The sequence below is a fragment of the Rufibacter immobilis genome (assembly GCF_003721565.1).
Lineage (GTDB): Bacteria > Bacteroidota > Bacteroidia > Cytophagales > Hymenobacteraceae > Nibribacter > Nibribacter immobilis.
On sequence record NZ_RJJE01000001.1, the window covers coordinates 491,797 to 506,535 of the forward strand.

Sequence of the window (14,739 nt, forward strand, 5' to 3'; positions counted from 1 at the left end):
CCTAACGGAGTTTTCACTGGCCGTAGTAAGAATCTGGCCCGTGCTTCCGTTCAAAGTGTTTTTTGATGAGCGAATCTTTGAGTCTGGGCACCTGCGGCCTTATCTGCTCTGTGAGAAACGCCATACGGGCTATTTCCTCTACCACCGCACTGTTGTACACGGCTTTCTTCGCGTCCTTTCCCCAGGTGAACGGTGCGTGGTTACCTACCAGTACCATCTCCACTTCTTCATAGCTCATGCCCTTCTCCTCTAGATAGTTCATGATCTGGAAACCGGTCTCGTACTCATAGTTGCCCTGAATCATGGCATCATCCATGGGCGGGGCGCAGGGTACATCGGTGGTGAGGTGGTCGGCGTGGGTGGTGCCGTAAATGGGAATGTCGCGTTGGGCCTGGGCCCAGGCGGTGGCGTAGGTGGAGTGTGTATGCACAATGCCGCCAATGTTCTCCCAATGCTTGTACAGTACGGCGTGGGTTTTAGTGTCTGACGAAGGCCGCAAAGAACCTTCTACCGTGTTGCCGTCAAAGTCTACAATGACCATTTTCTCCGGCGACAGGTCTTCATACGGTACGCCGCTGGGCTTGATGGCAAACACGCCCTGCGCCCGGTCTACGGCACTCACGTTCCCGAAGGTGAACAACACCAGCCCCAATTTGGGCAGTTGCATGTTGGCGTGGTACGCTTCTTCTTTTATGTATTGGTAAGCACTCATGAAGCTCTAGCTGATGGTGGTGGTGCTGGCAGAAGTATTCTCCAGTTCTTCCTGCCGTTGGGTATCTACTTCTGTCTCGCCGGCCTGGGCTTTACTGCCCGTCTCGGGTAAATCTGAAACGGCGGCAGACTTGGCTGATTGGCTGTGCTCCTCCAGGAAGCCTCCCAGCTCCGTATATTGCCGGTAGCGCTTGGCGTACAGTTCGGTTTTCTCTGGGTTAGGGAAATATTCCAGATCGAAGCCCTGGCCCATAGCGGCCATAGCGTCCTCTACTTTTTTGTAGATTCCGGCGGCAGTAGCCGCGAACATGGCGGCCCCTATGGCACAGGTCTGTTCTGACTTATGGATTCTGATGGGCATGTTCATGACATCGGCCATCATCTGCATGATGAACGGCGATTTACGGGCCACGCCGCCCAGACCAATTAAGCCTTTTACCGGCACGCCCTGCTCATTGAACCGGTCCACAATTTTCTTAGCGCCAAAGCAAGTGGCTTCTACCAAGGCTCTGAACATGCGGGGGGCATCGCTGCCCAGGCCTAAACCGGAGATGGCGCCTTTCAGCACCTGATTTGCGTCTGGGGTCCGGCGGCCGTTGAACCAGTCAATGGCAAACTCATTATGCTCAGACAGCGGAATCTGATCGGCGGCCTGGCTCAACTCTGGGATGATTTTATCTGATACCTCGTTTACCAAGGCCTCGGCGGTAGCCGCATCAATGACTTTGGAACCAGCCAAAAGGTTTTGCAAGGGCCACAGCAGAAGGCGCTTGAACCACGCGTACGTATCTCCAAAAGCAGATTGACCGGCTTCCATGCCCATCATACCCGGAATCACAGAACCCGGCACCTGTCCGCAGATGCCGTTCACCAACGTATCCTGCACTTCGTGCAGGGGGGCTACCAGCATGTCACAGGTGGAGGTGCCCATCACTTTGCTCAGGTGGTAGGGTTCAATCTGGCCACCCACGGCGCCCATGTGCGCATCAAACGCCCCTACGCCCACTACCACCTCTGTGGACAAACCCAGGCGCTCGGCCCATTCAGGGCTTAAGGTACCAGCGGCTTGGTCTGAAGTATAGGTTTGGGTGAATAACCGGGAGGTAAAGCCGTCCAGCAAGGGATCAAGGGTAGCGAAAAACTCATTGGCGGGCAATCCCCCAAATTCTTCAGCATAAAGGGATTTATGGCCGGCGGAACAGATGCCACGTTTCATTTGCCCCACGTCTGAACCTCCGGTAAGCAAAAACGGCACCCAGTCGCAGTGCTCAACCCAGGAGTAAGTGGCTTCGCGCACTTTCTCGTCTTCGCGCAGCACGTGCAGCAATTTGGCCCAGAACCACTCTGAGGAGTAGATGCCGCCTACGTATTTCAGGTAATTCGGCTCAAATTTGGTGGCGTGGGCATTGATCTCGGCGGCTTCCTGTACGCCGGTATGGTCTTTCCAGAGCACGAACATGGCGTTGGGGTTTTCCTCAAAGCCGGGCAGCAGCGCCAGCGGCGTTCCGGTTTTGTCTACCGCCACCGGTGTAGAGCCCGTGGTGTCTACCGAGATGCCTTTCACATTGGCCGCTACTTCAGCGCCAGCTTTCTGAAGACAGTCTTTAATGGTGTGCTCCAGCCCCTCTATATAATCTAAAGGATGTTGGCGAAACCGATTGGCAGAAGCGTCTGAGTAAAGCCCTTTGCTCCAGCGCGGATAGTTGAACACCGAAGAGGCGACTTCCTCCCCGCTTAAAGCGTTCACCAGCACCGACCTTACCGAGTCTGAACCGTAGTCTACGCCAATCACATATATATCTTGTGCCATATTCCTTATTGAAGTCAGCTTAACGTTTATCCACTCCCGGCCAAACAACTCCTCCCCGTTTTACGGAAATAAAAATTATTCTACACCGGCAAAACATCATTTTACAATTATAACAATAAGATTCATAAAATGTAATTATGACACTTAATTTAATTCTATGAGCTTACTCTATGACGGGAATCAGAACACCGCAACTATGGAAGTCACTACTTCTTAGGATAGTACAGGGATTGCTGTAACACAAATCGCGTTTAGGGGCCGTTTTTTGAAAAACAGCCCCTAAACGCGATTTATACTTTCACGCAGCTTGCCACTGCCTTTTTTTGCTACAGCAGAAACTTCTCTGGGTTGGGAATGAACTTCAGGAAGGCCTGGAAGTTGTCGTAGTACTTTTCCTTATCCAGCTTAAAGTAGAACGCGCCTTTTCTGGAATTCTCTTTGTCCTTCTCCTTTTGCCGCACCAGCAGGTTGGTAGACAGTACTTTCCGGCTGAAGTTGCGTTTATCAAAGGTGGTGTCATAGAGCTTCTCATAGAGCGTCTGCAACTGCGGCAGGGTGAATTTCTCCGGGAGCAGCTCAAACAGGATGGGATGCAGCGCGGCCTTGTAGCGCAGCCGCATTTTGGCCATCTCCACCATTTGCTCATGGTCAAAGATTAGCTGCGGATGATCGCCTAGCATAAACCACTCGGCGTGGTAGTCTGAGCTGAGCTGGGCTTGGTACTTCTGAATATCAATGAGGGCGAAATAAGGTACCGCAATGGTACGCTCCACGGGGTCACGGGTAGGTTCACTGAAGGCGGATATCTGCTCCAGGTACACCCCCTCCAGGCCGGTCAGTTGTTTCAGGACACGCTGGGCACCTACCTCCAGACTTTCATGGGGCTGAATAAAACCGCCCATGAGGCTCCATTTCTGCTTTTGGGGCGCAAATCCGCGCTGAATCAACAGCAGCTTGAAATTCTCCCCGTCAAAGCCAAATATGATACAGTCAACCGCTACCAGAACCCGTGTCTGCCCCGAATATTTCATCATTCCGCTGATATGTTTTGCACGGGGCAGCTCCCGTTCCAGGAAAAGTTTGCCGCCCATGCCGTTTCATCTCCACTCAAAGATAGCGGCCTTTCTCCTGTTTCTAAAAACGTGGAGGGAACCCGCTAATCTCGCAGCAAATAAAAGAATAGTAGGCAATTTACAAGCTTCCTGCCAAGCGCAACGGCAGATTTCGTTCCTGTGCATCTAAACCTGGCTAAAACAGCTTTTGCGTTTATGGGCTGTTTTTGGAAAAACGGCCCCTAAACGCAAAAGAAAATTCCCCCAGAAACAGATTCATCAGCCTGTTTCTGGGGGAATTTCATCAAAGGGTCGCCTTCTTATTTCACGGAGAATTTGTGCACCGTTACAGTGCTGTAGGTCTGCCCCGGCTTTAAAACCGTGCTGGGGAAATCTGGCTGGTTGGGAGAATCTGGGAAGTGTTGGGTTTCCAGGCAGAAGGCATTCCGGAACTCGTCTTTGGCCCCGGACTTAAGGGTGTTGGCGCCTTCCATGAAGTTTCCGCTGTAGAACTGGATGCCCGGCTCCTGAGTGCTTATTTCCATGAAGATGCCGGTCTTGTCACCTTGCGCGGTAGCTGCCACACGCAGGTCTTTGCCAGAAGCACCGTTCAGCACATAGTTATGGTCATAGCCGTTGCCGTACTGGAGTTGCGGGTGCTGGTCTTTGATTCTAGCGCCAATGGCGGCAGGTGTCTTGAAATCAAAAGGCGTGCCGGCTATAGGTTCAATACCCGTTGGAATCAATGTGGAATCTACCGGGGTGTAGCGGTCTGCGTTGATGTACAGCTGGTGGCCCAGCACATCGCCGCTGCCCTCGCCGTTCAGGTTGAAGAAGGTGTGGTTGGTGAGGTTGACAATGGTGGCTTTATCGGTGGTAGCCTCGTAGCTTACCTTCAGTTCGTTTTCGTCGGTGAGGGTGTAGGTGACCTTCACGTTCAGGTTACCGGGGTAGCCTTCTTCCATGTCTTTGGAAAGATACGTCAGCTCCAGGGTTTTATCATCTACCTGTTTGGCATCCCAGACCACGCGGGAAAAACCTTTGTTTCCGCCGTGCAGGTGGTTGGCGCCGTTGTTGGTAGCCAGCGTGTATTCTTTGCCTTCCAGCTTGAATTTGCCCTCGGCGATGCGGTTGCCGTACCGGCCAATAGTAGCCCCGAAGAACGTATCTGAGCCTTTGGTGTAGGCTTCCACGTTGTCAAACCCCACAGATACATCTACCAGTTTGCCGTTCTTGTCTGGCACCAGCAGGCTCACCAGCCTTCCGCCGTAGTTGGTGATGGCCGCCTGCACGTTGTTCTTGTTCTTGAGCACGAACAGATCAGTTTCTTTGCCGTCTATGGTCTTCTGGAAATTGGCGCGGGCAGGCAATTTGGCCTCCTGGGCGGCGGCGGTTTCTGTCTCTTGGTTCTGACTTTCTTGGTTCCCCGAGTTCTGGTTACAGGCGCTGGCTAACATCATGGAGCTAATCAGTAAAGTGGTAAAAGGTCTTACTACGTATTTCATGGGCTAGTTATGGGTTTCAATTGAATATTTAGCAAAGCAGGCGTTTCCTTTACAGAGAAAAACGCTTTACTCCTGAAGGCGCGCCTGCTTTCTTCTACTGGTTTATCTCTACTATGGGCCACTGTGCTTTGTCCCAGGCAAGCTTCTCAATCCTGAGTTCGGGCCTGCCGTTCTGGGTGGCGTCATACCCGTGAAAGATAATGTAATCTGTTCTATCAAAGGTGTAGACCGCGTTGTGGCCCACGCCATTCCACTTTTCGTTTCCTTCCAGCAGAACGGTGCCGCCGCCCGCATCCAGGGCCACTCCGTTTTTATCCAGATATGGCCCCTGCACATCTTTGGCCCGACCCACTATCATCTTGTAATCACTTTTAGCGCCTTTGCAGCAATAGTCAATGGAAGCGAACAGGTAATAATAGCCGTTTTTCTTGAAAATAAAAGGCGCCTCAATGGCATTTCCGCCAGCCTCCGCCGGATTACCCGGCAACGGTGCCGGATTGGTCCTTTTACTTTCATTCATCAACTCCCCCTGAGACTATCTATCAAGAGATCTTCACCCAGATCACGTTCACTGAGCAGGGCTCTTGTGAAGGCTTCACACGCTTGTTCTTCACCTGAATAGATGTTGCACTGGTTGATGGCTGTACTGCCTCAGAGAGCTGCTGCTCCGGTTTTGCAGTGTGCTCATGTCCTGCGCGTATTCACACCCTCCAGCACAAACTCCCCGTCTTGGGCTTTAACAGCGGTATTCCCGATTTTCAGGATGAGTTCGTTCATTTTCTTGTTGATGCTGGCTGAGGCAGACATCTTTTATCTGCAAGGTCTTAGTAGCCGAATTTGTCTGCGCATTCAGGTTGAACGCCATCATACATCCGGCGGCCAGGGCCGTGAAGGAAAGGGTTTTGTTCTTCATGTTACTTCTATTAAAACAGATACTATCGAGTTTGAGCCTAAGAACAGTTGTTACTTTGATGACCAGACTCAGCAAAGGGCAATTTTACTTCAACAACCGGACTTCGTAGATACCCGCCGTGGAAGAGCCTTCTTTCGCCCGGAATTGGATATTTAAGACGTTATTCGAGGCTTTGGTCAGCAGGTGGGCGGGCAGTTCATAGTCTACCTCCACAAACTTGTCGCCGCCGGAACCGTCTGCGGTCACTGTTTTGAGCAGTTGGTTGTTCACCAGAATGTCAAACGCCCGGTCACGGTCCCGCCCAAAGTAGGTCACGCGCAGCTTGCGGGCCCCGGTGCCTTTGTTTTTCAGGTTATAGCTGAACCAGCCTGTGGCGTGCCGCCAATGCCGGTCGCGGTGAACACCGGTTTCGGTGCGTTCTCCCTGGAACCCATGATCTGACTCAGGTTGCTGTTCGCCGGGGGCTACCTGGTCTACCGTTCTGGCTTCCAGTGCCAGCTTCTCTCTTTCTTTTTCTTTGATAGCGGCTTTTCTGGCTTCCAATCCTTCAGGGGTGGTCACCGGCCAATACACCATGTAGCGGGCATCGTGTATCTGGTAGAAAGGCACCAGCTCCAGGCCTTTGTACTGGCTGGGCTGGATCAGCCCCGAAGCAGTAAAGGTGAAGGGTTTTCCGGGGACCGGTTGAATAAGATTGGCCACGTTTTTGGCAGAAGACACCAGCAGAGGCGCTTCCTCCAGCGAGTACAGCGGCCCATTGGCCACGTGCCCCATGCGGCTGCCATCTGCTAGTAAGCCGGTCAAGTCTTTTTTATCGGTTGCGGCGGCTAGCACAATGGGGCCGTGCACAAAAGACACCCAGGGTGAGCCATCGGGTAAATATTCGGCTTTGGTTTCCATGGGCAGGGAGAATGCCACCACATCCCCTGATTTCCACTTCCGGTCAATGCCCACGTACCCGGCCACGGCCGTACTTGTTTTTGCTTCTTTGCCATTAACCATCACTTGCACCAGACCTTGCTTCACCCACTCCGGCTGCCGGATGTACAGGGTGAATTTCTGGGCTTTCTTCAGGTTCAGGGTGAGTTCTGAACGTTCCTCAAAGGGGAATTTCGTTTTCTGGGTTAAGGCCAATCCTTTCGCTTGCCATTCTAGCCGCGAAGGGAGGAACAGGTTTACGTACAGGTCTTTGTCTGTATGGGCATAGACCAGCTCGCCGTATTTGCCATGGTTCTCCAGGCCCGAGCCCACGCAGCACCAGAAATCTTCCTGAGGTTGGGAATATACGCGGTAATGACGCGGCCGCATTGGCGTGAAATAGACAAAGCCTCCCCGGCTTGGATGCTGCGATGAGAGGATGTGGTTGTACATGGCCCGCTCATAGTAGTTCAGGTATTGGGCGGAGGCGCTGTTCAGAAACAGTTGCTTGGAGAGCTTGAGCATGTTGTAGGTGTTGCACGTCTCGGGGCCTTCTTTGCTTTCCAGCATGGAAGAGAAATTATTGGCCGGGTGGAAATGCTCGCTCACGCTATTGCCCCCAATGGAAACGGTGCGGTGGTTGACCACGGTGTTCCAGAAGAAATCGGCGGCCTTGGTCCAGCTAGTATCACCACCCACCTCGGCCACCCGCTGATAGCCAATCACCTTCGGGATTTGGGTGTTGGCGTGCATGCCGTTCAGCTGGTCTTTGCCTTGCAGCAAAGGATTGAGTACGGAGATCTGAGAGAACCGCTTTGCTATGGTAAGGTACTTTTTGTCTCCGGTGATTTGAGCCACATCGGCGAATACTTCGTTCATGCCGCCGTGCTCGCTCCGGAGCATGTCCTGGATCTGGGCATCGGTGAGGTTAGCGGTAAGATCTATACACCAATCTGAGAGCTTCACCAGCATGTTCTTAGCTTTCTCATTTCCGGCAAAAAGGTAGGCATCGCGCAGGCCCGCGTAGGTTTTATGGATGTTGTACCAAGGCACCCATTTCTTGTTCAGGGAGAAGCTTCCGGCCTCTATTTTACCAGCTTTGATGTCTTGCCACATCTGCTTGCCGCCGGGGGTGCCGCCCAGATACCCGTTGCCGCTTTTCTGTTGGCAAGCCTCCAGCTGGTCTACCATGTAGTTCAGCCGGCGCAGCATCTCCTGATCTCCCGTGGAAGCATACATCAACGCCAACGCCGACACGTAATGCCCCCCAATGTGCCCGTCCAGGCCGGTGTTTTCCCAGTTGCCGTAGTTCTCAGCCTTCGGCTGGATTCCGGCCTCTTTTTGATAAGGAGCCAATAACCGGTCCATGTCCAGGGACAGGAGATAATTTAAATCTGTCTGCTGCGCCTGTTTGAAGGGACTGTCCAGCAACCGCACCGCCGTTAACGGAAAACCCTGCAATCGCCCTGCCTGGGCACACCCCACTGCAGGCAGTAACGCAAAAAACAATATTCGTAGGACGCTCAACTTCATCTATTTTCTTCCACTTTAGGTTTTAGACACAAGAGGTTAAGACCTCAGGCCGTGGTGTCGTTTAGGGGCTGTTTTTGGAAAAACAGCCCCTAAACACAAAAGCATAATTTTTTATGGTTTCTTCTTCCAAACTCTTCTCCTCCGCAAACCGCAAAAGCCTTCGCGTTTGTTTATATAAATGTAATAAATACACTTATATTTATTGCAAACTTCTCCTATATTTAACTTCCTGCTTCAAACATTTAGAAACAAACGCTCCCTAAACCGCCTTCAAGTATGAAAAACACAATTACCATCTTTCTCCTCCTGTTGAGCAGCCTGGGTTCCTACGGACAAACCACCGCCACCCTTACAGTACCCGCCAAGGCAGAAGTAACCATTAGCCGACACATCTATGGGCATTTCGCGGAACATTTGGGGCGGTGCATTTATGGGGGCTTCTACGTGGGAGAGAACAACACCAAGATTCCGCATACGGCTGGGGTTAGGAATGATGTGGTGGCGGCGCTGAAGAAGCTGAAGATCCCTAATCTGCGCTGGCCCGGCGGTTGCTTCGCTGATACCTACCACTGGAAAGACGGCATTGGTCCTAAAGACCAGCGGCCTTCCATCGTGAACAACTGGTGGGGCGGTGTTACGGAGAACAACAGTTTTGGGACGCATGACTTCCTGAACATGTGCGAACTGCTGGGCACAGAGCCCTATCTGGCCGGTAACGTGGGAAGTGGCTTGGTGCAGGAGCTGGCCGACTGGGTGCAATACGTAAATTTCGCCGGAGTGAGCCCCATGTCTGACCTTCGCAGGAAGAATGGCCGCGACAAACCCTGGAAAGTGAAGTACTGGGGCATTGGGAACGAAGCCTGGGGCTGCGGAGGAAACATGACGGCAGATTACTATGCCAATGAATATCGCAAATACGCCACCTTCGTCTCTGACTGGGGCAATACCGGCAACCTGTTCAGAATTGCTTCCGGGGCCAGTTCTTCAGACTACACCTGGACGGAGACATTGATGAAGATTATCCCCAAGAACCTGATTGAGGGCATTGCCCTCCACCACTATTCCGTCATTAACTGGGAAAAGAAAGGCCCGGCTGTTGGTTTCTCAGAGCAACAGTACTTCTCTACCATGAAACAGGCGCTGTTTATGGAGGAGCTCATCCAGAAGCACTCAGCCATCATGGATAAGTATGACCCAGAGAAGAAAATAGCCCTGGTGGTAGATGAATGGGGAGGCTGGTACGAAGTAGAGCCAGGCACCAACCCTGGCTTCCTGTACCAGCAGAACACCATGCGTGACGCCATGATTGCCGGCTCTACCCTAAACATCTTCAACAACCACGCAGACCGCGTGCGCATGGCCAATCTGGCACAAGCTATCAACGTGCTTCAGGCCGTCATTTTAACAGACGAAGAGAAAATGCTGCTCACCCCCACCTACCACGTGATGGAGATGTACAATGTGCACCAAGACGCCACTTTCCTTCCGCTTACCGTGAAGAGTACCAACTATACCCTAGGCACTGAAAAACTGACGGCCGTGAACGGCTCCGCCTCCCGGGACAAGAATGGCATCACGCACATTTCCCTGGTGAACATTGACCCTAAAAACAAACAAGAGATTTCCATTGCCATTGACGGAGCCAATTACAAATCGGTGACCGGACGCATTCTGGCTTCCAAGGCGCTGCAAGACCACAACACTTTTGAGAAACCAAATCTGATCACACCTACCACTTTCAAGGGGGCCAAGCTGAAAGGCAATTCGCTGAAAGTGGAGCTTCCGCCGTTTTCTGTGGTGGTGCTGGAAATGAAATAAATCTCTTGGCCTCAATAGCGCACAGCTGCAGCCTGTACTTCATGATATGTTTGCGTTTAGGGGCTGTTTTTGGGAAAACAGCCCCTAAACGCAACTCCTGTTCAGATGGCATAGCAGGAGTAACATCATGGCACAAGCATTTCCCCTTTAGCGCCCCTTTTTCCAAAAACAGACATAAACCAGCCTCGTCAGGTTTTCTGACGAGGCTGCTCTTTTAATGTACCTAGAGGTTAACTTTCTCTACCCGCTCTTACCCGATTCTGGAGGGGTCTTGGCACTTGACATGGATGGTGCCTAGCCCTTAATCCCAGCACCGGAAGCACAGGCCGTTGGTTTAAAAGCCAGCGCTTACCGCCAAAGCCTCTAAGGGATGGAAGGATAACGCGGTAAAGGCAATCACTACATAACGGGCGGCCAATACTGCCGTAAAAGAACCAGAGTAGCGTATTCATTCTAAATGGGAAATATTTGCTTATGCGCACCACGCGCAGACTGAACCAAATGCTTTTAGATTGCCAGAAGGGTGATGCCAGCATGAGGATAAACTGTTCCTTACTTGGCTCCTTCTGCACCGCCGCTGTTGGTTAAACTTTACGCTACAGCTATATTCTTTAGGTATAAGCAGGAGACCAGCAAAACCCCTTTAAGGCTTCTACAGTAGTATAAATGCCAATATTATTTAATATCTTACCAGATAAGTACTACGCTCCGGTCTTAGTGCATGAACTCAATTACAGTATTAAATTTTCTATTCTTTTGCCATACCACTCATGTACATCCAGAGAATATTATCCGGGGTTTTCCTTGTCGCTTTCCTTAGTTTGGTATTCTTTACTACACTTGCGTACTTAAACCTAAACGACACCTATACCCTTTACCGCCAGGACCAAATTGCGCTTGACATTCTGAGAGCCATAGAGCCCTTGGAAAACAACATATTGAATATTAACAACGGAGCCATCGCCTATGCCACCCAGGGCCACACCCAGGCGCTGGAGCAGCACGGGAAAGGACTTGCCAATTACCCAAGAAGCCTACGGGTGTTACAGAGTATTGACGCCACGGGCCTGGGTAAATCAGAAGACATGCAGCGGTTAATGCAACACGCAGACTCTGTCATTTCTCTCTCTTCGCGTCTGGTGGCCCAGGTCAAGGCCAGCCCCTCAGGCGCATCCTTCACGGTACTTGAGGAGAAACTACACCAGCATCTCTATCTTTTCAGAGCTGTGGTAAAGGCCATAGAGCACCAACAACAGGCCAAGCAGCTTTTAGCCGATGAAAACACGCAGAGCAAGCTCAACAACATGCTGCACACCTTCATTGTCTTTACGGCCTTCATGTTCCTATTTTTCATGGCCACCTATTGGCTTATCCACAAAACCCTCCGGAGCAGGCAGCAGGCGGCGGAGCTCCTGAGAGAAAAGGAACAACTTTTCTCCATTCTCTTCTACAAGAGCCCTATTATGCTGGCGCTCACAGAACTTTCTACCGGTAAAATCATTGACACCAATGACAATTCTTTGGCCTTCCTGGGCTATTCGCGCGAACAGGTCATTGGCCGCACCGCCCATGAGCTGAAGCTATATCCTAATCCGCAGGACCGGGAAAATGTGATCCAGATGGTGCTCAACAACCAAAAGGTACGCAATCTGGAAATGCGGCTCCGCACCCAAAGCGGCGAAATAAGGGATGTCATGTACAACATTGAGCGCATGCACCTCAACAACCTAGACTGCATTCTGCTGGCCTTTGAAGACATCACAGACCGTAAGCGGGCAGAGAAAAAGCTAAAGGACAGCGAACTCCTGTTCTCTACCATTTTTTACAAAAGCCCCATCATCAAATCCATCTCAGACGCCAACACGGGTGCCTACTTAGATGTGAATGATCGGTTTTGTCAGTTTTTTGGTTACCCTAAAGAAGAAATCCTGGGCAAATCCAGCACAGAGCTCCAACTCTGGAAAAATGAGCATGACCGTACCGCCTTTGCCCAGAAGCTTAGAAATGAGCAGCGGGTGAAGTCTCTGGAACTGGAGGTAAAAACCAAACAGGGCGCTATTCACCATATCTCTACCCACGCAGAGATCCTTCGCCTAGACGGGAAAGAATGTATTGTTTCTGCGGCGGTAGACATCACAGAAAAGAAACAGGCCGATGAACTTATCCGGAACCTAAACATCTCTTTGGAGAAAAGCGTGGCCGAGCGTATCAAGGAAGTCTCTGACTACAAATATGCCCTAGACCAATCTTCCATTGTGGAGATCACAGATAAAACCGGCGCCTTTATCTACGTCAATGACAACTTCTGCAACATCTCCGGTTACCGCCAGGAAGAACTGTTAGGCAAAAACCACCGCATCACCAAGTCCGGCTACCACTCCAAAGAATTCTTCCAAGATATGTGGGAGACCATCTCACGGGGCAACATCTGGAAAGGCGAGATCAAAGACCTGACCAAAGACGGTGTCTACTACTGGACTGAGACCACCATTGTCCCCATCCTGGATGAGCAGGGCAGCCCGCACCAGTATCTGGCCATTAGGTGGGACATCACTTCTAAAAAAGCCAGTGAAGAAGCATTACTGAGGGCCGTAGATGAACTAAGGATGAGCTCAGAGAGATTGAAGGAGGCACAGGCCCTGTCACATGTGGGTAGTTGGGAATTTTCTTTGGAGCCCCAGGAGGCCATTTGGTCTGATGAGATCTACCGCATCTTGGGCACCTCACCTACTGAGACACCTACCAAGCTGGAATCATTCATGACGTTCGTGCACCCCGAGGATGTGGAGCACTCTCGCAAGATGCTGACGGCCCAAACCTACAAAGCAGACACCTCTTACCAGTTCAACTGCCGCATGGTGCTCAAAAACGGCAGCGTAAAATACCTATACAATGAATTTAAGGCGATAGTAGAACCTGACGGGAAACCCGTAAAACTAATAGGCATAACGCATGATGTCACCAAAGAATGGTTGGCCCAGCTGGAGAACGAGCGCATTACCTCAGATCTGCTACAGCGCAACAAAGACCTGGAGCAGTTTGCGTACATTGTCTCCCACAACCTCAGGGCTCCGGTGGCCAACATCATGGGCCTCTCCAACCTGATCAGGATGCTCCCCCCAGAGAATTCTGCCTTTAAAAAGTCTATGGACGGACTCCAAATCTCCGTGAACAAGCTGGACACCGTGATCAAGGATTTGAACAACGTGTTGCAGATACGCCGGCAGATCAATGAGATGAAAGAGGAAATAGACCTCCAACAGCTAGTGGATGATATCAAGTCTATGGTCGCGAATCTGATTGACAAAGAAAATGTCCTGATCTACACAGATTTCTCCCGCCTGGGGAAAATCTATTCCATCAAGAGCTACCTGCACAGCATTTTCTCCAACCTCATTTCCAACAGCATCAAATACCGCCAACCAGACCAAAGGCCTATTATTGAAATCATCGCCGACAAAATAGATAGTAAGATCTACTTCTATTTCAGGGACAACGGTTTGGGCATTGACTTAAAAGCCCATGAACACAAGCTTTTTGGGCTGTACAAGCGGTTTCATTTCCATACAGACGGCAAAGGCATGGGCCTTTTTATGGTAAAGACGCAGGTAGAGACCCTGGGTGGCAAAATCTATGTGCAAAGTGAAGTGAACAAAGGCACCGAGTTCATCCTGGAGTTTGAGGAACAGCACATGCGCCAGTGGTAATCTGGGCAAAAGGCTGAACAAGCCAGGCGAGCATAAATAGAAAAAGCCGCTCATACAGTGCGTATGAGCGGCTTTGTACCAGGAGCGGGAATCGAACCCGCACGACCTAATGGTCACAAGATTTTAAGTCTTGCGTGTCTACCAGTTCCACCATCCCGGCAACCTCACCTCCCGAAGGAAATGAATTAGGCAGATAAACAAAAGACGTTACCGAGGCAACGTCTTTTGTTTTGAGCGAAAGACGGGGTTCGAACCCGCGACCTCGACCTTGGCAAGGTCGCGCTCTACCAACTGAGCTACTTTCGCGTTTTAACTAACTCGCTGTTTGAATTAGTGATACAAAGGTATACACAAAAATCTTAATGTCAAGCGCAGCCCTCAAAAAAAATTCACCAACTACAGCTTCTCCCTGAAAATCAGGAAGAAAAATTTCAAATAATTTTGTGGCCCTATAGCGTTTAGAGGCTGTTTTTGGAAAAAGAGCCCCTAAACGGATACTCTTGGCACCACAGAGAAAGCGCCTCTCTTCAAAACATTGCCTAAAACAGTGATTTACCTCCGCTTTTTTATTAGGTATTAGACATGCTCCACCCTCTTTCTTGTCTGGCATGGCTTCCCGGCGGTAGCTTTCACAGCTTATTCTTCCACCTACAAGAGGTAGGAGCAAGCCTAGCTGCATAGCCTCCTCCCATTAGAAGCAGTCTTGCCCTAACAAAGTCTGCCCCATCACCAAGTTTACAGATAAATTGAGCGGGCAGCCTTCATCCATATT

Annotated in this window: 10 protein-coding genes and 2 tRNA genes; 2 read left to right on the top strand and 10 right to left on the bottom strand. The window is 50.9% G+C overall.

All coding sequences use genetic code 11. The features are described from left to right. Window positions 1-13: 13 nt before the first annotated feature. The 7 genes from EFA69_RS02075 to EFA69_RS02100 form a co-directional block, all read right to left on the bottom strand. Entirely contained in the window at window positions 14-712 is a 699-nt protein-coding gene (locus tag EFA69_RS02075; RefSeq protein ID WP_123131412.1) for an L-ribulose-5-phosphate 4-epimerase, read from the bottom strand. A 6-nt stretch (window positions 713-718) separates the two neighbouring features. Next, window positions 719-2,521: a ribulokinase gene (locus tag EFA69_RS02080; protein ID WP_123131413.1), complete on the bottom strand. Its 1,803-nt coding sequence runs from the start codon at window positions 2,519-2,521 to the stop codon at window positions 719-721. Window positions 2,522-2,847: 326 nt separating this feature from the next. Next, on the bottom strand, window positions 2,848-3,555 hold the full coding sequence (locus EFA69_RS02085; RefSeq protein ID WP_123131499.1) for an NUDIX hydrolase: 708 nt from the start codon (window positions 3,553-3,555) through the stop codon (window positions 2,848-2,850). Window positions 3,556-3,893: 338 nt separating this feature from the next. Continuing rightward, window positions 3,894-5,078, bottom strand: coding sequence for an aldose epimerase family protein (locus EFA69_RS02090; RefSeq protein ID WP_221175652.1), 1,185 nt, complete (start codon window positions 5,076-5,078; stop codon window positions 3,894-3,896). Between the two features lie 94 nt (window positions 5,079-5,172). After that, on the bottom strand, window positions 5,173-5,598 hold the full coding sequence (locus EFA69_RS02095) for a family 43 glycosylhydrolase (RefSeq protein ID WP_123131414.1): 426 nt from the start codon (window positions 5,596-5,598) through the stop codon (window positions 5,173-5,175). 164 nt (window positions 5,599-5,762) lie between these two features. Continuing rightward, window positions 5,763-5,885, bottom strand: coding sequence for a hypothetical protein (locus EFA69_RS20575; protein ID WP_262696961.1), 123 nt, complete (start codon window positions 5,883-5,885; stop codon window positions 5,763-5,765). A gap of 190 nt (window positions 5,886-6,075) precedes the next feature. Beyond that, window positions 6,076-8,370 carry a glycoside hydrolase family 127 protein gene (locus EFA69_RS02100; protein ID WP_245964468.1) on the bottom strand — a complete coding sequence of 765 codons (2,295 nt, stop codon included), beginning with the start codon at window positions 8,368-8,370 and terminating at the stop codon, window positions 6,076-6,078. 348 nt (window positions 8,371-8,718) lie between these two features. On the opposite strand from EFA69_RS02100, the gene EFA69_RS02105 reads away from it, so the two are divergent. Both EFA69_RS02105 and EFA69_RS02110 read left to right on the top strand, forming a co-directional pair. Then, complete coding sequence (locus EFA69_RS02105) at window positions 8,719-10,260, top strand: alpha-N-arabinofuranosidase (protein WP_123131416.1); 1,542 nt, start codon at window positions 8,719-8,721, stop codon at window positions 10,258-10,260. Window positions 10,261-11,183: 923 nt separating this feature from the next. Then, complete coding sequence (locus EFA69_RS02110) at window positions 11,184-13,967, top strand: PAS domain-containing sensor histidine kinase (protein ID WP_183906656.1); 2,784 nt, start codon at window positions 11,184-11,186, stop codon at window positions 13,965-13,967. A 76-nt stretch (window positions 13,968-14,043) separates the two neighbouring features. Here EFA69_RS02110 and EFA69_RS02115 read toward each other — a convergent pair. The 3 genes from EFA69_RS02115 to EFA69_RS02125 all read right to left on the bottom strand — a co-directional run bounded on the left by EFA69_RS02115 (window position 14,044) and on the right by EFA69_RS02125 (window position 14,577). Then, window positions 14,044-14,127, bottom strand: a tRNA-Leu gene (locus EFA69_RS02115). A gap of 73 nt (window positions 14,128-14,200) precedes the next feature. Further along, window positions 14,201-14,273, bottom strand: a tRNA-Gly gene (locus tag EFA69_RS02120). A 7-nt stretch (window positions 14,274-14,280) separates the two neighbouring features. Further along, complete coding sequence (locus tag EFA69_RS02125) at window positions 14,281-14,577, bottom strand: hypothetical protein (RefSeq protein ID WP_123131418.1); 297 nt, start codon at window positions 14,575-14,577, stop codon at window positions 14,281-14,283. Window positions 14,578-14,739 lie beyond the last annotated feature (162 nt).